The organism is Corallococcus sp. AB030 (assembly GCF_003668965.1).
In the GTDB taxonomy this organism is placed as follows: domain Bacteria; phylum Myxococcota; class Myxococcia; order Myxococcales; family Myxococcaceae; genus Corallococcus; species Corallococcus exiguus.
This window is the reverse complement of sequence record NZ_RAWQ01000001.1, coordinates 13,728-36,866: the sequence shown is the minus strand read 5'-3', so window position 1 is coordinate 36,866 and position 23,139 is coordinate 13,728. Positions and strand designations below refer to the sequence as shown.

The following is a 23,139-nucleotide window of genomic DNA, read 5'->3' as shown; positions in this document are numbered from 1 at the left end:
GATTCAGGCGTGGGTCTGCTCATGGTCGAGCAGCCAGCGTTTGCGTTCCAGGCCTCCTGCATAACCAGTGAGCGAGGAATTGGCACCGACAACGCGATGGCACGGGACGACGATGCTGATGGGATTGGCGCCATTGGCCAGGCCCACGGCGCGGATGGCCTTGGGGCGTCCGATGCGTTCGGCGAGCCGGCCGTAGGTGGTCGTCGTTCCCGCGGGAATCTCCCGGAGGGCGCGCCAGACCTCGCGCTGGAAGGGCGTGCCGCCGGTCTCCACGGGGAGGGTCGCGATGGCGCTCAGGTCTCCGCGCAGGTACGCCTGGAGCGCGGAGGTGCGGCCGGAAGGGTCGCGCGCGGGTTCGAGGACGCAGCCGTTCTCGCCGTAGTGCAGGCGCAGGAGCCGGTGCATACGGGCCTCGTAGCCCTCCCAGTCCAGCGCGCGCAGGCGGCCTTCCTCATCACAGACGAGGAGCGCCACGCCGGCGGGAGTGGGCGAGGAATCGATGAAGAAGCGCGGACGGTCAGGCATGGGCTTTCCGGCGGGGAGGAGCGGTGGGAAGGCGCCGCGCTCGGGTGTTGGTTCGAGAATCCGGCTTGGGCTCACGGGCCTGGAGGGCCACCGAGGTCCAGAGATGCTGGGCCGCGTATGCGCGCCAGGGGCTCCAGGCTTCGGCGCGTTGGAGGAGCGCTTCGGGCGTGGGGCGTGGGCCCCCTGCTTCCGTCGCGGCGCGAAGCAGGGCGACGTCGGAGGCGGGAAAGGCATCCGTCTCCCGGACGGCACGGAGCGCGATGTACTGGGCGGTCCACTCGCCAATGCCGGGCAGGCGCGTGAAGCGGGCGACGGTGTCCGCGAGCGACGGGCCGGGCTGGAACAACGTCGGATCCGCCGCGACCGCCGCGGCGAACTGGGAGATCGCCCGGGCTCGCGCGGCCGGCATGCCCATGCCGGTGAGGTCCGCCGCGGCGAGGACTTCGGGACGGGGGAAGGCGCGCTGGAGGCGGGCATCGCCGGTGAGTGCCGGGTCCAGGCTTTCGCCATGCGCGGCCATGAGCCGCTGGCCCAGCTGCCGCGCGGCGGTGGTTGTCACCTGCTGACCCAGGATGGCGCGGACCGCCAGCTCGAAGCCGTCCCAGCCGCCCGGGGCGCGAAGGCCGGGACGCGCGGCGAGGAGCGGTGCGAGCAGGGCATCCGTCGACAGGTGCGCGCGGATGGCCTCCACGTCCGCGCCCACGTCGAAGACGCGCCGGACCTGGGCGACGACGGAGGGCAGCATCCGCACGTCGCTGACACGCAGGGTGGCGCGCAGGGCGTCGAGCCCCGGTGCGGGCGACACCTCCACGGCTCCCTGGCCCCAGGCGTTCGTGAACGTCCGCAGATAGCGGCCGGGCTCGACGTGCTCCATGCCAGTGAAGGCGCGGGCCGTCAGCCAGGCCACCATGGCGTCCCAGTCGTAGGGCGGCCGGTAGGGGATGAGGAGCGTCACCTCGGGGCCGGCGGATGTCACTGGAGCGGCCCGGGAACGGCGGAGGGCGCCCGGAGGCCGGCCGTAGAGCGACTGGAAGACGGCGTTGAAGCGCCGGACGCTGCCGAATCCGGACGCGAGGGCGACCTCCGCCATGGGCAGGGCGGTCTCGTGGATGAGCTGACGGGCGAAGAGCACGCGGCGCGTCTGGGCCACGGCAACTGGTGAGGCACCCAGGTGTTGGTGGAACAGCCGTCGCAGCTGCCGGTCCCCGACGCCGAGCCGGTCCGCCAGCACCTCGACGCTGGCCTCGTCGGCATCCAGCAGGCCGTCCGCGATGAGCGCCAGTGCACGCGAGACGGTGACGGAAGTGCCCCGCCAGGGAGCCAGTGAGGGCGAGGTCTCGGGCCGGCAGCGGAGGCACGGCCGGAAGCCCGCTTCCTGGGCCGCGGCGGCGGTGGGGTAGAAGGTGCAGTTCTCGAAGCGGGGCGCGCGGGCCGGGCAGATGGGGCGGCAGTAGATGCGCGTCGTCTTCACGGCGGTGAAGAACCGCCCGTCGAAGCGGGAGTCCCGCGTCGTCAGCGCGCGGTAGCAGGCGGTGGGGTCCAGGCCGTCCATGAGGGGAACGTCCCACGGCGGGCCCTGGATGTCTGGCCGTTTTCGGACGTGGACGTTTCGCCCCTGGGACAGGCCTGCCGGCGGCCCGCCTACCACCTCACCGTCAGCGCGGTCGTCCCCCCTGAGTCGATGGTCGCGGTCGTCTCGTGGCGGCCCAGCGCGGCGTGCTCCAGCAGGACCTGGACCTTCGTTCCGTCGATGCGGACCGCCGGTGTCGGGGACATGCCTACGAATGCGCCGTTGATCCACACGCGGGCGCGCGGAATGGCGATGACCTTCACGCGCGTGGGGGCCTTCTCGAGCTCCCGCCATCCACCGCCGCCGCCTCCTCCTCCTCCACCACCGTGGCAGTGATAGCCCCCCGTGGCCCGTACGTTGTGACAGCCGGAGCTGTTGGTCCGCCCCGGATGGGCCCACGCGAGGTGTGAACACACCAACCCCGCGACGACACCCAGGCCCAGCGCCACCTTCCTGCCGAGTCTCATGGCTCCACCCGTCCCATCTGTGCTTCGACCAGCGTGTCGTCGTGCCATCCCAGCAGGGCCGTGTGCCGGCCCAGGCGCACCGTGACATGGACCACGCCCTTGCCCGCATGCACGAGGTCCTTCGCGGCGAACTCCTGGCCCGTGAATCGCTTCGCGGCAATCTGGAGCGCCGCGGGCGACAGCCCCGCCTGACCATGGTCAGGCGCGGTGACATAGAGGCCACGGGTCATGCCCTGACCGACGAACAGGTACGTGAGCGTTCCCGGAGGCGCGTCCACCACGCGGAACACGTCCGAGCGCTGCATCTCCAGTCCGGAGGGACCGAGCTGTGCCTGGGCGACCTCCACGGGTTCCCCGAGGGGAAAGCGATTGCGCAGCAACGCCTCCCTGCGGCCGAGGAGCGCGGCCCTCGCGGCGGTCATTTCAGCGTCGCTTCCGAGCACCGAGAGCAGTGCGCCTACATCCTCGTCCGCGGTTCGCAGCTCGCGCAGCGAAGCGCCGAGCCCTCCTGAGTGGGCCGTAGCCGCTGCCATCCGGGTGAGCTCCGCGCCTCGGAAGGAGGCAAGGGCCGTCCGCGCCGTTTCACCCGTGTCGACCGCCACCGCGGCGTGGAGGGCCGTGGCGCGGCAGCGAACATCGCGGGCAGGGCATGCGTGTTCCTGCCGCAGGTGAGCCTGGGTGATCAGCGGCTCGGGACGTTCGGAGACGAGCGTTCGGGCCTGGATGCGAGACAGGACCTGGATGGCCTCGGCCAGGTCTCCCTTCTCCAGCGCGGCCTTGCCCTTCGCGATGCGGAAGTCCTCCAGCTTCGCGCGAAGTCCGTCCATGACGGAGGCCGGAGCACGCTCGGAGGACAGGGCCGTCAGCTCCGCCTCCACCGGTGCCTCCTCGCCACGTTCCAGCGCGGAGCGCGCCCAGGCCTCGCGCAGCTTCACGCGTTCGGCCTCCAGCGGCCCTGTGCCTTGACCGGAGCCCACGTAGTGGCGGATGAGCTTCAGGGCGTCGCGATTGTCCATGCCCTGGAGCCGCGCGAGCACGAACGCGTTCCGTGCCTCGATGTACTCGGGGCTGGATTCACCGCGGGCCTCCAGCAGGTCGGCATGCAGCTCGGCTTGACGGAGCTGGCCTGTGGCCGTCAGGCGGACCAGCTCCGGGACCGAAGGACGGATGAAGAGGAAGCATCCGGCGAGGACGAGCGCGCAGAGTCCTGTCAGCCCGATGCCAATCCGGTCGTGCCACCGCGCGGGGGACTTCGCGCCACTGGCGCGTCGACGGCGCAGCGCGGTCGCGGCCCACCACCAGGTCCCGGGCCAGAGTCCGAAGATCGCCAACATGGCGAGCGCGCTCTGATCCGGCTCTGCGTAGAACGCGTGCCGTCCGATGAAGGCGGAGACCAGGAAGGGCATGCCGAAGAAGCCCGCCATGGCCACGCCCATCAGGGCCCCGACGCGCCGGTGGAAGGCGGAGGTGTCGCGGGCCTTGGTGGGTTGGAGGTCGCGTCCCAGCAGGTGGATGAAACCCGGCCTGCCCGCGAATTCGAAACAGACGGTCGCGGACGGGGCTTCAAAGACATCCAATGACTGGGAAAGGATTCTCCCGCGCAGTGGTTCGAACTCAGGCTCCAGCGAGGAACGCGCGGCGATGAAGCCCGCGGACCGGGCCTCATCTCCCAGCGCGGAGTCGGGCAGGGGACCTGCGTGCTCCACGGAAGACAGGGCACGCGCTCCCGGCCATTGGAGTGCCCGCTGCGTATCCTCCAACAGGCCCTTGTGCGCGGAGACGGCCTTCGCATCCGGCCACGCACGCACCTGGGTCCGTTCGACGGTCGAGACCTTCAGCCACCGGCGGAGCGTCCCCGAGCCCCGGCAGGTGTGGCAGCCCACCATGCCCTTCGTGCAGCGGACGCACTTCTTCGTGCCCTTTCCCCGGCACTCCGTGCAGTTCACCATCCGGTAGCTCTTGCGCGCCCGGCTCATCCGCCGGCCGGATCCGCCGCAGCCGGAGCAGCTCGCGCGAAGGGAGCCACTGCACGTGGGGCACGTCACCGCTCCGGCGCCGTGGCAGTCCCCGCACACGGCAAGGTGGGATGACTTTTCGGCCAATGCCTCCGGAGACGCGCTCCACAGGTCCAGTGTGTCGAGTGAGACTGGGGGCGTGGAGCGGGAGCTCCGGGCCGTGTTCGTGCCGCCCGCATAGGCCTCTTCTGCCCAGGTGCCGGTGCGGACGGCATACCGGGTGACGAGCCGCCCGTAGCGGAGCACGGACGCGTCAACCCGGGTGATGAGGTCCGCGAAACCAAGGGGGCCCAGCCGCCAGCGCGCCCAGCGGACGGCCGCGGCCCGGGCCTTCGAGTGGATTTCCTCGTCCAGCATCGTGCGGACTCCCCCCGGAGCGTGGGTGCTGCGCGTCGGGACAGGGGGAATCGGACCGTGCCGGGAGGGGCCCTGGCAATCCCCCGGAAGGGGGACGGGCGGGGACGGGGCATGAAAAAAGCCCCGAAATCACTTGGGAAAGTGACTCCGGGGCTGCTTGATGGCCAGGGTCAGACTTGAACTGACTACCTGCGGATTATGAGACCGCCGCTCTAACCAGGTGAGCTACCTGGCCGTGAAGCCCCGCCCGTATACCGGGCCAGGGCCGTGACCGCAAGAACTTCGGACGGGGGAGGAGGGACGTCCTGACAGCACGAGGTCTCCCTCCCAGCCCTGGCGCCGGCGCCTGCCCGGCCGAGGGGCGGCAGGCCCTGGCCCGGCGGCTCAAATGTCGTCGTCGCGCAGGGCCATAGAGGCGTCGTACTCGTTCTGCCAGACCTGCTCGGTGGGGAAGCGCTCCTCGAACTTGGTGGCGAATGCGTTGTCGCCACCGTTGATGGTCACCATGCCATCTGAGGCCCCTCGAACGAGTCACCGCTACTGGTAGCGCGCGACCCAGAGGTTGTCGCCATCCGCGGCGGTCTCAATCCACACCGCCGTTGCATGTCCATTCAGCTCCATGGCCCCCGTGATGGCGCCCACGACAGCTCCCGGCGCGGACCGCAGGGGTTCCGGGGGGCGGAAGTTGCCAGGGGCATATTGGTAGCTCGCCCAGGCTGTGTGGTCGGACTGTGCCCAGAGAGCGACCTGGTCACCGGCCGGGTCGGAGGCGAGCACTGGATATCCGCCAGGCACGGTGCCTCCGAGCCGAGGGTTGTTCGGGTCGACGCTGCGGTCGAAGCGCGGACGGATGTCCCAGGCCTCGTTCGCCGCGATGTACACGCGCCCCTCGGCGGCCCCGGTGAGGGGCGGAGGGTGGGGGATGTACAGCCAGCCGGCCAGTGCGTCGCCCGTGTTCGTCGCGACGACGATGGACGGGTTGAACATGCCTCCGTAGTCGGAGATGTGCGAATCGATGCGCTCGGCGGGCTGCCATGCGTTGCTCTTGCGGTCGTAGCGGCGTGCGTCGATTCCCTGCATCAGTTCGCCGCTCAGCGTCGAGAAGTGCTGTGGCCAGGCGGCGAGCGCGTTGCCCGCCGCGTCCATGGCGATGGCGGGCGTCGTGGCCGCGCCGTAGTTCGTTCGGCTCAGGATGGCATCGCCACACCACTGGAACGTGTCGGCGTTGTACGTGCTGCCATGAATGGCCTGGGTCCCGCGGGTGTCCGCCTGCTGCCACTGCACGAGCGCGTTAGCGTTCGCGTCGAGGGCGGCGGCGGGCCAGAGAGACGGGGTGTCACGCGCCGAATTGAGGGGCACCGGCGGCTGGACCCACCGGTTGCTGGCCACCCCATAGCGCATGGCCATCACCCGGTGCTCGGCGGGCTTGCACAGCGTTTTGCAGAGGGTTGTCCAGACGAAGACTGCATCGCCCGTGGGAGACATGGCCAGGCGCATGGTGGGTGTGTCGTCAACGGGGAACGTGAGCTGTAGCGCGAGGCTCCATTGGCCTGTCGCCGCCGAAAAGTGGCTTGCGAAGAAGGTGTTGCCAGCCGGGGTCTGCTGAAGCCAGACAGCGAGCGCATTTCCCTGCTCATCCGCGGCCAGACTGCTCCGCAGAAGGTTGCCGGGTTGGGATTGGAGCGGCTGCTCGGGCGTCCATGTGTCGGACGTGGCGTCATAACGGCTGGCGTAGATCGCCGTGTAGTCGTGGGGCGCGTTCTGGGTCGTGCCATGCGCGAAGACGGCGAAGGCGCTCCCGGAGGGGCCCGCCGCCACGCGCGTGTGCTCCCACGAAAGCGACGGCCCGGCGGAGAGCCGCTGGGGCTTGCTCCAGCGCATGATGCTCGAAGCCCCCGCGATCGGATTCCGCGGGGAGGGGGCCACCCCCAGGGGGCAGACCGCGCAGCCGAACTCACACAGGGCCAGTCCCATCACGAACAGCGAGGCGCAACGGAAATAGAATCTCATCTGGACAGCGCCTGGATCTACTCCCTGTCCCCCTGACGGGTCACTGCCCGCGAGTCCCTTCCGTGAGAGCAGAATGCAACGGTTGACGCGGTGACCCGGTAGAGTCGGGGTGGTGGCTCCGTCCCCCCTCGGCTGGCCCGAGACTTCTTTCTGACCCTCTGGAGATGAAGTGACGCTCGTACCTCTTCTTGTCGTCGTCCTCGCATCGACCGCGCCCGCGGGTGACGTGCCGCGCTCAGGCTATTTCGGTGCGGGAGTCAACCTGGAGCCCCTCTCACTGGGGCCCGTTCAGGCGTTCTCGGGCGGCCGGGTCGCGGTAGGCGTCAGCCTCCAGGCCGCGTTCCAGGTGGATCTCGGTTCCCGGTGGGCGTTCCGCCTGCCGCTGGAGGTGGGGGTCGGCGGCTCCGGGGATTCCACCTTCTCCGAGCTGGGCGTCACCCCGGGGCTGCTCTACCGCTGGCGCGGCGATGCGGACCAGCGATGGGTTCCGTACCTCGGTGCCGGGCTGAAGCTCGGAGCCGCGGGAGCGGGCAGGGAGTTTCTGGGGCTCCCTCTCGTCACCACCGTGCAATCGCTCGACCTCGACTTCGATGACGATGACGGGGAGTCGGATCCCAACTTCGAGTCGCGCCTGGGCGCTTTCCCGGAGGTCTGGGCCGGGGTGGAGTGGCACCCCAACCGATGGTTCTCGCTCAATGTGGCCGCTGCCTATACCTACGTGCGGGTGCTCGGCACGAGCGTTCATCTGCTGCATGAACGGGTGGGCGTGAGGTTCTCCCTTTAACGGGACTCTGACGGGGACGGGTGCCCCTGCGGTGGGGTGCCGCTTCCGCTCATGCAGCGCTGCATCCCTTCCGCCATGCGCTGGACCTCCTCGACCTGGCCGGGGTTCTTCGCGGTGAGCCGCAGAAGGGCCCCGGTCCGCGTCTGCTCCACCTTCACGTCCGCCATTCCGTGCATGGGGCAGTGCATTCCCGCTCCGCCCATGCCATGGCCCATCATCCCGCCGCCCATCATTCCGCAGGGACAGCCAGATTGCTGCTGCGCGGGCGCGTTCGTCTGTCGCTCCGGGTTGGGTGCCTGCCCAGTGCCTTGGGCTCCGGCGAGCGGTCCAAAGAGCAGTCCCGTGGTGATGAGCAGACCGTATCCAAGCTTCCTCATGGCAGTTCCTCCCAGGCTCGAACTTCCCCAAGGAAAAGCTGCTGCCGGAGCTGGAGGCCGGCCTGGCCAGGCCAGAGTGGGACGTGGGGGGAGGCGGTGGCTCGCCGCGTGAGGCGGCATCATTCCTCGGGGCCGTGAGGTGGTGAACCTCATGGACCGCGGGACATCGACACGGGTCCTCTTCCTGGCTGCCATCACAGCATGGCCACGAGGTCCCCCATGAGCACCCGAACGACTGAGTCCGCGCACGCTCCGGTTCGCGAGGAGGACGTCCCCGGAACCTCGGAGCGCAGGGCACCCCCTGGAAGCCTTCCTGAGGCGGGAGGAATGGGAACCCTGACCCGGCGAAGCATGCTGGCGACAGCGGGCGCTACCCTCACGGGTGGCGCGATGCTGCTGAGCGGCTCCGAGGCTCGCGCCCGGCCGGAAGCCCAGGGGACTCGCGGGCCGCGCCCCGGGATGCCCGGCCGGGACTACCAGCCCGTGGTGGTGCCCAATGGCTCCAAGCTGCCGTGGAAGGTGGTGGACGGCGTGAAGGTCTTCCACCTGGTGGCCGAGGAGGTGGAGCATGAGTTCGCGCCCGGGCTGAAGGCCTTCTGCTGGGGTTACAACGGCCGGGTCCATGGGCCCACCATCGAGGCGGTAGAGGGGGACCGGGTGCGCATCTACGTCACCAACCGGCTGCCCACGCCCACCACCGTGCACTGGCACGGCAGCATGGCTATCACTTCCGCATCACCGAGACGGACGGCGGGCCTGTTCCAGAGTCCGCGCGGCAGCCGGAGACGACGGTGCTCGTCCCCGTGGGCAGCGCACGCGCCATCGAGTTCGTGGCGGACGCGCCTGGCGACTGGGCCCTGCATTGCCATATGACGCACCACCTGATGAACCAGATGGGCCATGCCTTCCCCAACATGATTGGCGTGAAACCGGGTGGGCTGGACGCGAAGGTGCGCGCGCTGCTGCCCGGCTACATGACGATGGGCCAGACGGGCATGGCGGGGATGGGCGAGATGGGGATGCCTGTCCCGCCCAATTCCATCCCCATGGTGGGGCGCCAGGGCAAGCACGACTTCATCACCATGGGCGGCATGTTCACCGTGCTCAAGGTCCGTGCGCGACTGGACGGCTACAAGGACCCGGGTTGGTATGACAACCCGCCAGGCACGCTGGCCGAGGCGGCAGGCGCGGAGTCGCTGCGCCGGGACGGCATCGACGTGGATGCCCCGGCACCGGTGGAGCCCGGCTCACCGGCTTGACTGTTCAGCCGCTCAAGGATCGCTGTAGCGGTACTTCGAGGATGATCCCCGCCGGTCCCATCCGCCCGCTTGCGGAGAGGTCGACTATTCCCTCTGCAGGGAGTGCTCCTGGTGCTCGGTCTCCCCGGCCCCCTCCTTGCCAGCCTGCGCTTCGTACCGCTCATGCGCCGCGTTGCAGGCTTTGGACAGCCCGGCCCGCGCACCCATCTCCTCACGCTTCTCGATGCACTGGAAGATGGTAACTCCTCGCCGGCCTCCGTCGTGACGGCAGACAGATGACGTGCGGAGGTGAGCGCTCGAATCGAAGCAGGAGGAGCGCGTGGACATGGAGTTGAAGGAGCTGGCAGCGAAGCTGAAGCAGGAGGTGGAGGGGCAGCGAAGCCGTGGGACACGGTGGAGATTCGACGAGGACTTCCGCGCGCGGGTGGTGGCGTACTGGAGAGCGCGGCAGACGGAGGGTGGGACGCAAGAGGACGCAGCGCGAGAGCTGGAGCTGTCCTCGTGGCCGTTGTCCAGGTGGGGGCGTCGGGGCGGGCCGGTGCGACGCGGTCGGCCGACGCGAGTGTCGCCGGAGACAAGCACCGCGGCCTTCCACGCGGTGGCGGTGCTCGTGGACGCACGAGGATGCACGGGATGACTGGCCGGGTAGGCGCTCAGCCCTCCTACTGGCCGCGTTTCTTCCAACCGTCTCCAGGGTGAACGGACCGCTGCCCCAACGGCTCCGGACTGCGATCCGCTTGGCCGACCCCGTCGCGATCCGCTTGGCCGACTCCGCTACGAACAGCGTGGGTGACCCGACTGCGATCCATTACCCCGGCCCGTCACAGCCGCTGCCTGGGCTGTAGTGCAGCGCGTCGGCGAGGCCGTCCTTGTTGGCGTCGGTGAAGGTGACGTGCAGCCCCTGGATGGAGGCGAGCTGTTGCCATTGAAACATTGAAACCGTGATGACCAGCCGAGGGTGGCTGACTCAGCAGGTCGGAGGAGGGTGCTAAGTCATTCCAAGCAGGCCGATTCGCTCATCAATTCTTGCGCGGCACACGGCGGAGCAGGGACAAATGGCGAGCGAACCTGCCCGACTTGCAAGGTTGGGGTTGAGGTACGGCCCAAATCAAGACGTTGCCAGAAATGAGAAGAGGGGCTGATGGAAAATCCCCATCAACCCCCCTCTGATAATCGGAAACGAGGAACGACCAGCCTCGACAGCTGGCGTCAAAACGCATCACTACTAACGCGCCTTCGGGCCGCCGCGAACGTGGATCTTGATCTTCATGTCGTGCCTCCTTTCGAATTGAACGCTACGTGTACTCAAAGCTGGATGTCAAATCGAACCAAGGATTAATGTGCAACGCATTGCGGCGATGCGGACGAAGTCCCGCGTCGCATCGTGGCGCCTGTATTCATCCAATGGGGGCGTGAATCACAAAGCAGGGGCCGAGGTGTTGACACGGCGCGACCATTAAGGCGACTTTGGTTCGCGGACCATGGCATATCCCTTCGAGCGGACCCTTCGTTCCCTGAACTACGAGTCGGACACGCGCCTCGTGTTCGTCGCTCTGATGGTGTTGTGCGCTGGCGGGCTCATCGCCTGGTCGCTGTTCGCCAAGGTCCCGCTCGTCAAGGCCAGCTCACAGGCCCGGATCGAGCCACACAACGCCGTCCATCGCATCGAGCCGCCCAGCGCGGGCAGGGTCGTGCTCTCGCTGCTCAAACTCGACCAGGAGGTCAAGGAAGGCGACCTTCTCATCGAGTTCGACGCACGGGTCGAGCGCCTCGAACTCGAGCGGAGTAAGGCGACGCTCTCCGCGACCGAGAAGGAGCTCGCCATCATCCGCCAGCAGATCACCAACAAGCGCGAAGAGGCGGCTTTGACGGCACGGGTGGACGAGGTCGCGGTCAAGGAGGCGCTGGGGAGGGAGCAGGAGCTCGCGCCCAGGCACCGGCTCGCGGTGGAACGCGAGCAGCTGGCCCTCAAGAGCCCGACGGGCTCGGTCTCGGAGATGGAGAAGCTCGAGCGCACGACCGATGTCGACGCGCTCCGCTTCGCGCAGACGGCGCAGGGCCTGGCGCTCACCCGACTGCGGCACGAGCAGAACGTGCGCCGTCAAGCCCTCGCCGCGCAGCTGCTGGCGCTCGAGCGCGAGGAGCTGGGCGCCGAGGGGCGGATCCGGGACCTCCAGGGCACCATCGACCGCCTTGAGTACCAGATCGAGCGGAAGCTGTATCGGGCGCCGGCCACGGGCCACCTGGTCGACGTGGCGGAGCTCGGCGCGGGAGCGTTCATCGCCGACGGGCAGCGGGTCGGCACCATCGTCGCGAGCGATGCCGAGGTGCGGGTGCGCGCCCGTTTCCCGAAGGAGGTCGTCGGATTGATCCAGCCCGGTCAAACGGCGCGCCTCAAGCTCGACGGCTACCCGATGACCATCTACGGGACGGTCCCCGCCAGGGTGACGGCCGTCGGGACCGAGCCCGGCCAGACCGCCACGCCCGAGGCCATCCCCGGTACGGTGCGCGTCGAGCTCAAGTTCGCACCGCCGGACGATCCGCGCATCCAGCTGCGCCACGGCATGACCCTGGTGGTGGAGGTCGAGGTCGCGCGGGCGTCGCCTGTCGCGCTGCTGATGCGGGCGGTCGGCGAATGGAATCCGCAGCCTGAAGAAGGGCCCACGGCCGTGTTTCGGCCCGAAGCCGAGGCCCGCTGACCATGACTCCTCCCAGGCGCCGGCGCTCGATCATTCCCGAGGTGATCCAGATCTCGGCGACGGATTGCGGCCCCGCTTCACTCAAGAGCCTGTTCGCGGGGATGGGCGCCGAGCTCAACTATCGCGTCCTTCGCGAAGTGTGTCAGACGGACGTCGATGGCACCTCGATCGTCACCTTGGATGAAGTCGCGAACCAGCTCGGGCTCGACTCCGAGCAGGTGATGCTTCCGCTCGATCACGTGGTGGTCCCCGAAGCCAAGGCGCTTCCCGCCATCATCGTCACACTCAGCGCGGGAGGACGGCCGCACTTCGTGGTGCTGTGGAATCGCGTCGGCCCGTTCATCCAGGTCATGGACCCGGCGGCGGGCCGTCACTGGACCCGGATTTCGACGCTGCTGAGCCACCTGTACCAGCACACCACGTCCGTCCCGGCGACCGGCTGGCGCGAATGGGCTGGGTCCGAGGAGGCGGTCGCGACGTTCGAGCGCCGCCTGCTGGAGCTGGGTGAGACCGAGGCGCGGGCGCTGGTTGCCCGGGCACTCGAGGACCCCGGGCATCTGTCGATCGCCAGGCTCGACGCCGCGTGCCGGGCGTCCGAAGCGATGATCCGCGCGGGCGCCGTCCGGCGAGGCCGGACGGCGGCGGGTCTGCTGCAATCCATGATGGCGAAGGACGATTCCGGCGAAGTGCCCATTCCCGCTGCCTATTGGTCCGTTCGCCCCAACCCCGAGGTGGAGGGCGAGCTGTCGATGGCCGGCGCGGTGCTGATGCGGGTTCGCGGTTGGCGCGAGGCTTCGAGCGCGGGCGAAGACGCGCCGAGAGCCGTGCTCGCGAGCGACCTGGCGACGGAACTCGTCGCCAGGCAGGTGAGCCCGGCGCGAACGCTGCTCCGCCTGCGAGGCGAAGATTCGTGGGTCGTTCCGGGCCTGATTGCGGTGGGACTGGTGTTCGCCACCTTCGGGCGGATCCTGCAAGCGCTGATGCTCCGTGGCGTGCTCGACCTGGGGCGCGACCTCGGCACGTTCGCGCAGCGTGCGACGGGCATGGCCGTTCTCGCGGGCGTCGCGCTCTGCTTCATGCTCATCCAAATCCCCATTTCATTGGGATTGCTCGGCATCGGCCGCCGGCTCGAGGTTCGGCTGCGGAAGGCGTATTTCGAGAAGCTCCCCGAGATGGAGGACCGCTATTTCCAGAGCCGGCTCGCCTCCGACATGGCGTCTCGCACGCACAACATCCAGGCGATGCGGTCGCTGCCGCTCCTGCTCTCGCAGGCCCTGGTCCTGTCGCTCGAAGTCGCGAGCATCACTGCCGCGCTCATCTGGGCCGCACCGCACGCATGGCACATCGTGCTCGCGCTCGCGGCGGTCACGCTGCTCGTGCCCCTGGTCGCGCAGAAGCTGCTCTTCGAGCCCGACCTGCGCGTGCAGATGCACTCAGGCGCGCTCAGCGGATTCACCCTGAACGCGCTCGTCGGGCTCACGCCGATCCGGATCCACGGCGCCGAGCGGTCGCTGCGCCGCGCGCAGGAGACCTTGCTCGTCAGCTGGACCAAGGCGCGCTATTGGCTCCAGACGCTGTCGGTCGGGTTCGAAGGCGGGCTGATGCTGGGGAGCTACGGCCTCGTCATGCTGCTCGTCTATTCGTACCTCGAGGGCACCGATCGGGCTTCGCTGGTGTTGTTGGTCGTCTATTGGGCGCTGCGGTTCCCCATCCTCGGCCAGCGGCTGATGATGCTGAGCCGCGCGTTCCCGAATGCGATGAACCGGGTTCGCCGGCTCCTCGACGTCATCGGCGACATCAAGGATCCGCCGGCCCGGCCCGAGGCGCCGGTGCAGGAGCCTGTCGCGCCCGCGGACGCCGCGATCGGCGTTTCGATCGTGATGGAGAAGGTCCGCGTGAAAGGCGGCGGTCACACCATCCTCGACAAGGTTTCCTTGAACATCGCCCCCGGCGAGCACGTGGCCGTGGTCGGTGTCTCCGGAGCAGGCAAGTCGACGCTGGTCGGCCTCTTGCTCGGCTGGCTCCGGCCGGCGCGCGGCGAGATCAAGGTCGACGGGCAGGTGCTCGATCAGGCCGCTGTCGAGCGGCTGCGGCGCACCACGGCCTGGGTGGATCCGGCGATCAGTCTCTGGAACCAGAGCCTCATCGACAACCTCCGGTATGGCAACGACGGCGCGCACGGCTGGTCACTGTCGGGGGCGCTCAAGGGCGCCGAGATGCTCGACATCCTCGAGGCGCTTCCAGACGGGCTGCAGACGTCGTTGGGCGAAGGCGGAGGGCTGGTCTCGGGCGGCCAGGGGCAGCGCGTGCGCCTGGCGCGCGCGATGCTTCGCTCCGGCGTGCGCCTGGCCATCCTCGACGAGCCCTTTCGCGGTCTCGATCGCGACCGGCGCGCGCGGCTCCTCGCCGAGTCCCGGCGGCTCTGGGCGGACATCACGCTCCTCTGTGTCACCCACGATGTCGAGCACACCCAGGAGTTCGATCGCGTGCTCGTGATCGAGAACGGTCGGATCCTCGAGAACGGGCCGCCGAAGGAGCTGCTCGCGAACAAAGAGTCGCGGTACGCAGTGCTCCTTCGCGCCGACCAGGAGAATCGCACGCTGCTCTGGGGCGGTGGGAGCTGGCGCCATTGGTGGCTTTCGGGCGGCCAGCTGGTGGAGAGGCCGGCGCCGAAGCCGGTGGAGACGCCGGTCGCGGAGCCCGTCGCAGGCAAGTTGGAGCTGGCGGGATGACGCGCTCGCACTCCGACCTGTTGTGGCCGGTCGAGCGACTGCCCGACGCGCTGGAGCAGCTGGCGCAGAGGCAAGGCTATGGCAGGGCCGCGGGCGAGATCGCTCCGCCCACGGCGGCCGTCGAGCCGAGCCGGGTCTGGATGTTCGCGCTCGGAGATCGACTCGGCGTGGAGCTCGAGCCGATTACGCCGCTCTACCACGAGCTGCCCGACGTCCTCGAACGCGCCGCGCCCTGCATCCTCCAGGTCCGGCGAGACGGCGTCCCGTCCTATCTGGTGCTGCTGGGGACGCGGCGCGGGAAGCTGCGCCTGCTCGCGCGCGACGCCACGGCGGTTTCGGTCCAGACGAAGAGCGCGCTCGCGCTCCTGCGCGAAGAGCAGGAAGCCACCGTCGCCGAGGTGGACCAGCTGCTCGGCGGCGTGGAGATGTCGCCCCGTGCGCGCGAGCACGCCCGCTCAAAGATGCTGCTGCAGCGGCTCGGCCAGGCGCAGCTGCGCACCGGCTGGATCATGCGCCCCAGGCGCACCGCGAGCCGGCGGACGCTGCTCGGCGACATCCCGTCGCTCGCCGCCGGCATCCTCGTGAGCCACACGCTCCTCTCGCTGGTGCTGGCTGGCTCGTTCTGGTTGCTCGGTCGCGCCGCGCTCCAGGCCCACCTCGAGACCGGCTGGTTCCTGGGGTGGATCGCCGTGATCGCGTGCGCGATTCCGCTGCGCATGCTCGAGGTGTGGTGGCAGGGCGTGTTCTCGATCCGGCTCGGAACGCTGCTGAAGCAGCAGCTCCTCGCGGGAACCCTCAAGCTGACCCCCGACGAGGTGCGGCTCGACGGCATCGGCCGCCATTTCGGCCGCGTCGCCGAGGCCGAGGTCGTCGAGCAGCTCGCGGTCGGCGGCGCCCTGCTCGCGGTGTTGTCGCTCGTCGACTTGATCCTGGCGGGCGTCATCCTCGTGCTCGGGGCGGGAGGGTGGCCCCAGGCGATGGTGCTCGTCCTGTGGGTCGTGGTCGCGTTCGTCCTCGCGCGCCGCCACTACGGCGTCCAGCGGGCGTGGTCGAGCGCGCGCGTCGAGATCACCCACGACCTGCTCGAGCGCATGCTCGGCCATCGAACGCGGCTGGCGCAGCTTCCACTCGAGCGCTGGCATGATGGCGAAGACGTCCGCTTGAGCTCCTACTCCGAGATCTCGAAGGTCATGGATCGCCGGACCATGCAGCTGACCGCGCTCCTGCGCGACGGCTGGTTGGTGCTCGCCCTGCTGACCTTGCTGCCGGCGTTCAGCAGCGGTACGGCCAATCCCAGCGCGCTGGCGGTGTCCGTGGGCGGCATCTTGCTCGCGCTGCGAGCCTTCGACGAGGTCGCCGTCTACTTCCAGCAGGTCTCCCAGGCGGCGGTGTCGTTCGAGCAGATCCGCGACTTGTTGCTCGCGGTGGGCCGCCCCGAGCTCGAATCGAAAGTCCCTCTCGAAATGGAGGGAGGCAAGCCCACCGACGCCGCCGGCGGAACCCTCATCGAGGCACGGGGCGTGACCTTCCGGCACGACGCGCGCACCCGGCCGGTGCTCGAGAACTGCTCGTTCCAGATCGCGCAGGGCGACCGCATCCTGCTGGAGGGCCCCTCGGGCGGTGGCAAGTCGACGCTGGTGTCGCTGTTGACGGGCCTGAGGACGCCGCAGGGCGGTGTGATGCTGCTGCACGCGTTGGACCGCGCGACGTTCGGCTCCTCGGGCTGGCGCAAGCGCATCACCGCCGCGCCGCAGTTCCACGAGAACCACGTCCTGTCCGGCAGCTTCGCGTACAATCTCCTGCTCGGGCGCGAGTGGCCGACCTCGCCCGAGCTGCGGACCAAGGCCGCCGCGCTGTGCAAGGAGCTCGGGCTGGACGAGCTGATCGCCAAGATGCCCGCCGGCCTCGAGGAGATGATCGGCGAGACCGGCTGGCAACTCTCGCACGGCGAGAAGAGCCGGCTCTACATCGCGCGCACGCTGCTGCAGGGGGTCGAGCTGGTCATCCTCGATGAGAGCTTCGCCTCCCTCGATCCCGAGACCATGCGGGTCGCGCAGCGCTGCGTCCTCAACCACGCGAAAGCCCTCGTGGTCGTCAGCCACCCATGAGACTTCGATTCACGCTCGCCCTCCTCGCGACGCTCTGCTCCGGTTGCGAGCTGATCCGTCCCGTCGTCGTCGAACCGCCTCTGGCGCCGAGCAGCTACTCGACCGCCGTCGATCTGCGCACCGAGCCGCCCCAACCGTCCAGCGCACCCGAGGGCGGGGTTCCAAGCCCTCGGCCGTCGGAGGACGGCGTGCCCGCGCAACCAGCCGAGCCCGTCACCCAGGACGCAGTCTGGTGGACGGCGTTCGCCGATCCGGCTCTCGACACGGCCATCCAGGAGTGCTTCGGCGACAACCTGGCCCTGCGCGACGCGCGGGAGCTGATCTACGAGAACCAGCTCGACCCCGCCGTGCCGCAAGGTTGGTGGTACCCGCTCCAGGTCGGCATCCTGAACCCGGCGGGGCTGAGTCATGTCGTCGCCAACGTTCCGCCCGCGCCGCCAACCCGGACCGAGTACAGCGTCGCCACCGTCGGTGTCGGCGTGGCCTACCAGGTCGACCTGTTTGGAGCCCTCGATGCGCAGCGGCGCGCGGGATTGAACTTCGCCGAGCAGCAGCGGCAGCTCACCGAGGGCCGCGTCCAGGACCTCGCGGTGCGGATCACCCAGATCTGGTTCGACATCCTCGAGGCCCGCGCGCTCCGGGACCTCACGCTGCGGCAGATCGACTACAACAAGGAGCTGCTCCAGCTGATTCGAGCGCGGTTCGAGCAGCACCTCACGCCCCGGCTCGTGGTGCTGCAGCAGGAGCAGCTGCTGTTGAACCTCGAATCGCAGGTGCCGCTGATCGCCACCCGGAACGCGCTCTTGAATTCGGAGCTGAAGGCGCTGCTGGGCCGGGTACCCAGCCCCGCCGACGACGTCATTCCACTCGATCGACAGCTTCCCGATCTCCCGCCCCCTCCGAAACTCGGAACGCCGGGCGACCTGAACGCGAACACGCCCGAGATGCGGCTCGCGGAGCTGCGCGTCGCCGAGGTCGAGCACCGCATCAACGCGAACCTGGCGAGCTGGCTTCCGACGATCCAACTGGTGGGCAACGTGGGCGCTTCGAAGTACGGCCTCTCGGAGCCGGTCCTGGGCGAGTCCGTCGTCGGGGTGGGCCTGACCTGGGCCCTGTTCGATGGAAGGCGAGTCACCGAGTACTTGCGACTGCCGATCCAGCTCCAGCGTCGCCATGTCCAATACCAGCTCGCGCTGCACACCGCGATCGGACGGGTGCAGGATGCCGTGGTCCAGGAGGAGAACGAGGCGACGAGCCTGCGCAGCCTGCGTGCGCAGGTCCAGCTCGGGCGGCAACTCCTGGACGAGGCGAGGCGGATCTTCGAGCAGGGGCAATCGGACTATCTGACGGTGCTCGCCGCCCTGACGAATCTGGTCGGGCTCGAGCGCGCAAGTCTGCAAGCGCAACGGCTGCTGCTCAACCATCGCGTCGAGGTCTATCGCTCGCTCGGCGGCACCTGGTCGCGCGACGTCACACTGGAGCGGGAGTGAGAAGCCATGGCACAGCTGCAAGCGGATGAGATGCTCTACATTCCCAATCGAAAGCGGCTCACGCACGACCGGCTCGACGCAGGGAATGGCCAGCAGGTCCTGCACCTCTTCTATGGCGAGGTGGAGCTCATCTTCGACGAGCCGGACATCGCGCCCCTGGGCGAGAAGCTGCTCCAGGTCGAGCAATTTCAAGCCTCCGACGCCATGGCGTGGTCGGACGGCGCGCCCCATTCCTGGGACAAGATCCGGGACCTGCTCGAAGCATTGATCGAACAGCGGGTGTTGAGGCGGGTCTCGGATGCGCCCACGGGCCGCACCGCGGTGTCCTTCCCTGAGCGGTTGGGTGAGGTGCCAGCCGGGCGTGAGCCGCTCACGTTCAGCGCCCGCGACAATCGTTGTCCCTTTCTGACCGAACAGGCGTTCGGACGGGCGTTCGAGCTCTCGAACCTCGAGGTGGTCGTGCCGGTCTACCGCGTGGCGCATCCGGCGCTCGACGGTGACGGCCGGCAAGTGGGCGAGAACAACGTCGCACCGCGCACCTTGTTCCTCGATCTCCCAACCGTGCGCAAGCAGTGCCAATACGCCGGGAGCCGGTACCAGAACGAACTCCCGATGAACGTGACCGCGATGAAGGCCATGGCGCGTCAGTGGCCGGACCTGCTCTCGTTGACCGAGCAGTTCCGCAAGGCCTTCCTCGCGCGCATGCCGCCCCGGACCCCGGGCGTGCTCACCGCGGGCGAGCTCCACATGATGGTCGTCTGCACGCTTGCGTCGGTCGGGTACGTGCTGGTGCGGGGCACCCATCCGGTGCCGAACGGAGAGCTCGACAGCGGGCTCGCGGCGATGTTCCGGCTGATCGACGGAGTTCGCCTGGTCACCAACGACCTGGTGCGCGAAGCCCCCGAGCAGCCCGTCACCGCGCAAACGATCGTGGACTATGCCGAGCGTCACGCGGTCTTCCATGGTCCGCACGGCGTGTGCGCCGGGCCGCCGGCGCTGATCAACGAGTATCTGCAGGTGTTGACCGGCTCGGCCCCGGCACCCATCGAGGCCCAGCCCGACATCGCAGCGCGCCTCGGCGAGCTCGACGCCGCGATCGATTACGGCCTGCTCGGGCAGCGCGTCGAATCGGTGGTCCGCTTCCTCGGCGCGACCCAGGGGCTGCTCCACGAACGGCTCCGGGCGGCGTTCGCCGGACACCTCCCGCGCACCGCGCTGCAAGAGTGCGTGGAGGCGCCCATCGATGTCGCGCATTACCCGCTGCTCCGGGACGATTTCCCGCTCGCCGAGACATACCAGCGCGAGATCAAGCTCAGCCGCTGGTTGTTCGCGCGCATCGGCGAGGCGTTCCCCGGCACGCCACAGGGCACCTCGCTGGACGAGCTGGCGAAGCTGGATCCCGCCGAGCAGGCCACGAGCCAGCGGCGACTGGCCGAGCTCTTCGCGCATGGGCTGCCGGGAGACAAGGTCGTGGCGGAGCCCCTCTGCGGTGAGCTCGCTGGCGTCGCTGCCAGCGCGTTCGCCCTCGAGCGCCGGTGCCTGCGCGTCGTCGAGCGCGAGCAAGCGATGCTGAACCAGCGGCTCCGGCGCCCGGATCACCCCCTGACCGGCACGGACCTGGCTGTGTTCACGCGGCCGCGCAATGGCCCCCCGTTGGCGGAGACCCTCGCGCGCGGCCTGGGCGTCTTGGTCACCAGCGACTCTGCCTCGACCGTGCTGGGCTACGGTGAGAGCAGCCTCACGTTGAAGGACTAGAGGGTCCGATGCATCCAGAGCTCGTCCGCCGCTTCCACGAACCGATTCGCGATGAGGCTGCGCGCCGGTATGGCCTGTCGCCCGAGCAGCTCACCGAGCTCACGGCCTTCGAGAACTTCGTCTACGAGGCGGAGAACGACGACGGCGAGGGCCTGATCTTGCGCATCTCGCACAGTACGCGGCGAACGATCGACTACACGCTGGGTGAGGTCGAGTTCGTTCGCTATCTGGCCGCCGCGCGCATTCCCATCGCCTCGCCGGTCCTCTCCGATTCGGGGCAGTTCGTGGAGCGGATCGAAGACCGTGAGCCCGGCAGCTACTTCGTCGCCACCGCGTTCGAGCGCGCGCCGGGCATCGTCTTCGACGACGCGCCTCCGCTCAAGGAGCGCTACTGGAAGCCCCCCCTGTTCCGCGACCTGGGCCGGCTGTTCGCGCGGCTCCACAACCGCGCCCAGACCTACGCGCCTTCGAGCCCCAGGCTCAAGCGCCAGGAATGGCATGAGTACGACGTGGTCGACATCGACCGGTTCGCGCCTCCCGAAGAGAAGCTCGTTCGCGAGCGCACCGCGGCGATCATCGCGCGATTGAACCAGCTACCGCGAACACCGGAGAGCTACGGGCTGATCCACGCCGATCTCCACATGCACAACTTCTGCTTCGCCGAAGGGAAGATCACCGCGTTCGACTTCGACAACTGCGAGTACGCGTGGTTCGTCAAGGACATCGCGGTACTCCTCTTCTACATCGCGCGAGGCGAGGCTCGAGAGGCGCGCGACGAAGCGGCCACTGCGTTCCTGGGGCCGTTCCTCGAAGGGTATCGGGAGCTCCGACGGATGGAGCGCGAGTGGCTCGCGGCCGTGCCGGACCTGCTCGCGCTCCAGCGCTCGATGAATTACGCGCTGTTCCACCAGTATCGCGACCCGGCCGTGCTCGACGAGAGCACGCTCGACCGGTGGGGGCGGTTCCGGCGCGACATCGAAGCGGACACACCCGTCCTGCAGATTGATTTCACGAGCTTCTAAACGGCGAGGAGTGATTCCCGATCGGCCCGGAGGGTAGGCAGGCGCTGGACGGGTGGGGAAGCGGCAGGAACCCGCTCCGTTCGGCCTTGTGTGCGCAAGAACCAGAAGGAGAAGCGAGCCCTGCCACAGGGGGAACAGCTCCGCCTACGCAGTCGTGACCGCAGGCGCCTGATTCGCTGGGGTGAGAGGACTGGCTGCCCGCTCACCCTGCGACGGTGCATGGCGGTGGCGAAGGTGGCCAGTGGCCAGTCGCGAGCGCAGGCATCGCGAGAGTTGCTGTGCGCTACCTCCACCGTGGTGGCCGCCGTCCAGCGCTACCTACAGAGTGGACGTGAAGGGCTGGTGGACCGACGTGCTCGAAATGGACAGCGCAAAGTGGATGAGCGCTTCCGAGCAACGCTCTGCCGGGTGCTGAAGGGCACACCTCAGCAGTCCGGCTGGCGACGCACCACGTGGACACGCGAGCTGTTGGCGCGCGAGGTGGAGAGGCGCGGTGCGCGTCTCGCCTACCACCATGGGACGCGCCCTGGCGTCGGTGGGCGCACGGCTGAAGCGGCCCCGCCCCGTGGTGCGCTGCCCCTGGCCCGCGCGCCAGCGGCAAGAGCGACTGTGGCAACTGAAGTGCCGGGCGGCCTACGCCCGGCCCGAGGAGCCCGTCTTCTACGAGGACGAGATGGACGTGCATCTCAACCCCAAGGTGGGGCCCGATTGGATGCTGCCCGGAGAGCGGCGGGAGGTCGTCACTCCGGGCAACAACCAGAAGCGATACGTGGCCGGAGCGCTCAACTCACGCACAGGCGAGTTGACGTGGGTGAAGGGGGAGCGGAAGACGAGCGCCCTTTTCATCGAACTGGTACGGGCGGTGAGCAACGCCTACCCCACGGCCAGGCGCCTGCACTTCATCCTGGACAACGCGGCCACCCATTCGAGCAGGCAGACGAAGCAGGTACTGGCTCAGATGGGCGAGCGGGTGGTGCTGCACTTCCTGCCGCCGTACTGCCCCGAGGGCAACCGCATCGAGCGGGTCTGGTGGGACGTGCACGCCAACGTCACCCGCAACCACCGGTGCAAGAAGATGTCGGCGCTCATGGCCGAGGTGGATGCCTACCTGGAAGCTCGCAACGCGCAGCAGACTTCAAGTCCGCTGCTGCGCGTCGCTCCCTCTCGACGCGCAGCCTGAGACCATTCGAGAATCACGGTTCGTCGTTTAGCTCTCTGCCGGGCCCAATCCTTGGCTCATGGTGGTGTGAAGGGGTTGTACATCCCGGAGATAGTCAATTCCCGCAGCATTATCACCAGATGGATGAATGGGTGCGCGTCACGGAGGGAACTATTGCCTTCACGGGCGTGGCCAATGGCCAAACACTGGAGGCCGTTGCCGGTGATTGTATCGAGATCCCGGCCGGGCACGCCCACTCTGTTCGCGTTGGAGCTTCTGGCGTGAAGTACGACATGTGGACACCCGAGCGGAGCGATGAGGCTTTCATGAAGCGGCTCGCTCGGGGGCCCGCACACGGGGCTGAGCCGAATGAGCAGAAGCTTGCTGTCCTCGTTCAAGCGAACTTCGACATTCCCCGTTGGGAGAACCAGGCTGCGGGCGATCCCCGTGCCCTGCAAGCGCTGGAAGACCTCCTGCACCCGTCCCTGGTGTTTCGGAGAGCCAACGGCACCATCGTGACACTCAGCGAGTACCTTCAGCGCTTCCGGGAACCACCACCCTCGGGCGGGAAGGGCATCTCCGTCCATCGTTGGGGATCGACTGAGCTGAAGCTCCTCGATCTCACGGCGGACAGCGCGGTCGTGTCCATCGTGGTGCATACCGTCGAGACCGACCGGGAATCCTTGATGGGCCGGCCAGGCGCCTACGAGAACATCCGAGCTTTTGTCCTCGAGCAGGACCGCTGGAAGTGCCGGATGTGGGTCAACTACCCGGTGTCCGGGACTCAACGTTCGTAATCACTCCCGCTGG

19 protein-coding genes, 1 tRNA gene and 3 pseudogenes are annotated in these 23,139 nt (G+C 68.6%); 14 read left to right on the top strand and 9 right to left on the bottom strand.

Going from position 1 to position 23,139, the window contains the following annotated elements; all coding sequences use genetic code 11:
- Positions 1-3: 3 nt before the first annotated feature.
- The 7 genes from ogt to D7Y15_RS00130 form a co-directional block, all read right to left on the bottom strand.
- Positions 4-525 (bottom strand): methylated-DNA--[protein]-cysteine S-methyltransferase, encoded by a 522-nt coding sequence (ogt, locus tag D7Y15_RS00155; RefSeq protein ID WP_199745861.1) that lies wholly within the window; start codon positions 523-525, stop codon positions 4-6.
- Entirely contained in the window at positions 518-2,077 is a 1,560-nt protein-coding gene (locus tag D7Y15_RS00150; RefSeq protein ID WP_120576966.1) for an AlkA N-terminal domain-containing protein, read from the bottom strand. The genes ogt and D7Y15_RS00150 overlap by 8 nt, the downstream gene beginning before the upstream one ends.
- Before the next feature lie 89 nt (positions 2,078-2,166).
- Entirely contained in the window at positions 2,167-2,562 is a 396-nt protein-coding gene (locus tag D7Y15_RS00145; RefSeq protein WP_120576967.1) for a YHYH domain-containing protein, read from the bottom strand.
- Complete coding sequence (locus D7Y15_RS00140; protein WP_120576968.1) at positions 2,559-4,934, bottom strand: hypothetical protein; 2,376 nt, start codon at positions 4,932-4,934, stop codon at positions 2,559-2,561. Before D7Y15_RS00140 ends, D7Y15_RS00145 begins: the two co-directional genes overlap by 4 nt.
- Before the next feature lie 161 nt (positions 4,935-5,095).
- Positions 5,096-5,169 (bottom strand) — tRNA-Ile (locus D7Y15_RS00135).
- 149 nt (positions 5,170-5,318) lie between these two features.
- Positions 5,319-5,441 carry a hypothetical protein gene (locus D7Y15_RS46340; RefSeq protein WP_255424682.1) on the bottom strand — a complete coding sequence of 41 codons (123 nt, stop codon included), beginning with the start codon at positions 5,439-5,441 and terminating at the stop codon, positions 5,319-5,321.
- A 30-nt stretch (positions 5,442-5,471) separates the two neighbouring features.
- Positions 5,472-6,944 carry a hypothetical protein gene (locus tag D7Y15_RS00130; protein WP_147452221.1) on the bottom strand — a complete coding sequence of 491 codons (1,473 nt, stop codon included), beginning with the start codon at positions 6,942-6,944 and terminating at the stop codon, positions 5,472-5,474.
- A 169-nt stretch (positions 6,945-7,113) separates the two neighbouring features.
- On the opposite strand from D7Y15_RS00130, the gene D7Y15_RS00125 reads away from it, so the two are divergent.
- A complete protein-coding gene (locus D7Y15_RS00125; RefSeq protein ID WP_120580030.1) occupies positions 7,114-7,728 on the top strand; it encodes a hypothetical protein in 615 nt (204 codons plus the stop codon).
- On the opposite strand, the gene D7Y15_RS44010 is transcribed toward D7Y15_RS00125, so the two are convergent.
- Positions 7,725-8,105 carry a hypothetical protein gene (locus tag D7Y15_RS44010; RefSeq protein WP_147452220.1) on the bottom strand — a complete coding sequence of 127 codons (381 nt, stop codon included), beginning with the start codon at positions 8,103-8,105 and terminating at the stop codon, positions 7,725-7,727. The genes D7Y15_RS00125 and D7Y15_RS44010 overlap by 4 nt on opposite strands.
- 201 nt (positions 8,106-8,306) lie before the next feature.
- Here D7Y15_RS44010 and D7Y15_RS46695 point away from each other — a divergent pair.
- From D7Y15_RS46695 to D7Y15_RS00110, 4 genes and pseudogenes are all read left to right on the top strand, one after another.
- Positions 8,307-8,765, top strand: a pseudogene (locus D7Y15_RS46695) (copper oxidase); the annotation flags it as partial.
- Positions 8,702-8,956: pseudogene (locus tag D7Y15_RS46690) on the top strand (multicopper oxidase domain-containing protein); the annotation flags it as partial. The pseudogenes D7Y15_RS46695 and D7Y15_RS46690, both read left to right, overlap by 64 nt.
- An 18-nt stretch (positions 8,957-8,974) precedes the next feature.
- Complete coding sequence (locus D7Y15_RS46490; RefSeq protein WP_283244536.1) at positions 8,975-9,364, top strand: hypothetical protein; 390 nt, start codon at positions 8,975-8,977, stop codon at positions 9,362-9,364.
- A gap of 319 nt (positions 9,365-9,683) precedes the next feature.
- A complete protein-coding gene (locus tag D7Y15_RS00110) occupies positions 9,684-10,001 on the top strand; it encodes a hypothetical protein (RefSeq protein ID WP_121751315.1) in 318 nt (105 codons plus the stop codon).
- 171 nt (positions 10,002-10,172) lie between these two features.
- Here D7Y15_RS00110 and D7Y15_RS46335 read toward each other — a convergent pair whose 3' ends face one another.
- Complete coding sequence (locus D7Y15_RS46335) at positions 10,173-10,298, bottom strand: hypothetical protein (RefSeq protein WP_255424681.1); 126 nt, start codon at positions 10,296-10,298, stop codon at positions 10,173-10,175.
- Positions 10,299-10,845: 547 nt separating this feature from the next.
- Here D7Y15_RS46335 and D7Y15_RS00105 point away from each other — a divergent pair.
- From D7Y15_RS00105 to D7Y15_RS00070, 9 genes and pseudogenes are all read left to right on the top strand, one after another.
- On the top strand, positions 10,846-12,063 hold the full coding sequence (locus D7Y15_RS00105; RefSeq protein WP_121751314.1) for an HlyD family secretion protein: 1,218 nt from the start codon (positions 10,846-10,848) through the stop codon (positions 12,061-12,063).
- A gap of 2 nt (positions 12,064-12,065) precedes the next feature.
- Positions 12,066-14,795 carry an ATP-binding cassette domain-containing protein gene (locus tag D7Y15_RS00100; RefSeq protein ID WP_121751313.1) on the top strand — a complete coding sequence of 910 codons (2,730 nt, stop codon included), beginning with the start codon at positions 12,066-12,068 and terminating at the stop codon, positions 14,793-14,795.
- Complete coding sequence (locus tag D7Y15_RS00095; RefSeq protein WP_121751312.1) at positions 14,792-16,903, top strand: ABC transporter ATP-binding protein; 2,112 nt, start codon at positions 14,792-14,794, stop codon at positions 16,901-16,903. Before D7Y15_RS00100 ends, D7Y15_RS00095 begins: the two co-directional genes overlap by 4 nt.
- Positions 16,900-18,393, top strand: a complete 1,494-nt coding sequence (locus D7Y15_RS00090; RefSeq protein ID WP_121751311.1) for a TolC family protein — start codon at positions 16,900-16,902, stop codon at positions 18,391-18,393. The genes D7Y15_RS00095 and D7Y15_RS00090 overlap by 4 nt, the downstream gene beginning before the upstream one ends.
- Positions 18,394-18,399: 6 nt before the next feature.
- Positions 18,400-20,148, top strand: a complete 1,749-nt coding sequence (locus tag D7Y15_RS00085) for a hypothetical protein (RefSeq protein ID WP_121751310.1) — start codon at positions 18,400-18,402, stop codon at positions 20,146-20,148.
- A gap of 8 nt (positions 20,149-20,156) precedes the next feature.
- Positions 20,157-21,170 (top strand): phosphotransferase enzyme family protein, encoded by a 1,014-nt coding sequence (locus D7Y15_RS00080; RefSeq protein WP_120598909.1) that lies wholly within the window; start codon positions 20,157-20,159, stop codon positions 21,168-21,170.
- A 219-nt stretch (positions 21,171-21,389) separates the two neighbouring features.
- Positions 21,390-21,506 (top strand): annotated as a pseudogene (locus D7Y15_RS45445) (transposase); the annotation flags it as partial.
- Between the two features lie 157 nt (positions 21,507-21,663).
- Positions 21,664-22,350 (top strand): IS630 family transposase, encoded by a 687-nt coding sequence (locus tag D7Y15_RS00075; RefSeq protein WP_233604783.1) that lies wholly within the window; start codon positions 21,664-21,666, stop codon positions 22,348-22,350.
- Entirely contained in the window at positions 22,236-23,126 is an 891-nt protein-coding gene (locus D7Y15_RS00070) for a cupin domain-containing protein (protein WP_158628965.1), read from the top strand. The genes D7Y15_RS00075 and D7Y15_RS00070 overlap by 115 nt, the downstream gene beginning before the upstream one ends.
- Positions 23,127-23,139 lie beyond the last annotated feature (13 nt).

Coding starts and splice junctions, on each gene's coding strand:
- ogt (WP_199745861.1), bottom strand. CDS start 525: ATGCCTGACCGTCCGCGCTTCTTCATCGATTCCTCGCCCACTCCCGCC.
- D7Y15_RS00150 (WP_120576966.1), bottom strand. CDS start 2,077: ATGGACGGCCTGGACCCCACCGCCTGCTACCGCGCGCTGACGACGCGG.
- D7Y15_RS00145 (WP_120576967.1), bottom strand. CDS start 2,562: ATGAGACTCGGCAGGAAGGTGGCGCTGGGCCTGGGTGTCGTCGCGGGG.
- D7Y15_RS00140 (WP_120576968.1), bottom strand. CDS start 4,934: ATGCTGGACGAGGAAATCCACTCGAAGGCCCGGGCCGCGGCCGTCCGC.
- D7Y15_RS46340 (WP_255424682.1), bottom strand. CDS start 5,441: ATGGTGACCATCAACGGTGGCGACAACGCATTCGCCACCAAGTTCGAG.
- D7Y15_RS00130 (WP_147452221.1), bottom strand. CDS start 6,944: ATGAGATTCTATTTCCGTTGCGCCTCGCTGTTCGTGATGGGACTGGCC.
- D7Y15_RS44010 (WP_147452220.1), bottom strand. CDS start 8,105: ATGAGGAAGCTTGGATACGGTCTGCTCATCACCACGGGACTGCTCTTT.
- D7Y15_RS46490 (WP_283244536.1), top strand. CDS start 8,975: ATGACGCACCACCTGATGAACCAGATGGGCCATGCCTTCCCCAACATG.
- D7Y15_RS46335 (WP_255424681.1), bottom strand. CDS start 10,298: ATGTTTCAATGGCAACAGCTCGCCTCCATCCAGGGGCTGCACGTCACC.
- D7Y15_RS00105 (WP_121751314.1), top strand. CDS start 10,846: ATGGCATATCCCTTCGAGCGGACCCTTCGTTCCCTGAACTACGAGTCG.
- D7Y15_RS00100 (WP_121751313.1), top strand. CDS start 12,066: ATGACTCCTCCCAGGCGCCGGCGCTCGATCATTCCCGAGGTGATCCAG.
- D7Y15_RS00095 (WP_121751312.1), top strand. CDS start 14,792: ATGACGCGCTCGCACTCCGACCTGTTGTGGCCGGTCGAGCGACTGCCC.
- D7Y15_RS00090 (WP_121751311.1), top strand. CDS start 16,900: ATGAGACTTCGATTCACGCTCGCCCTCCTCGCGACGCTCTGCTCCGGT.
- D7Y15_RS00085 (WP_121751310.1), top strand. CDS start 18,400: ATGGCACAGCTGCAAGCGGATGAGATGCTCTACATTCCCAATCGAAAG.
- D7Y15_RS00080 (WP_120598909.1), top strand. CDS start 20,157: ATGCATCCAGAGCTCGTCCGCCGCTTCCACGAACCGATTCGCGATGAG.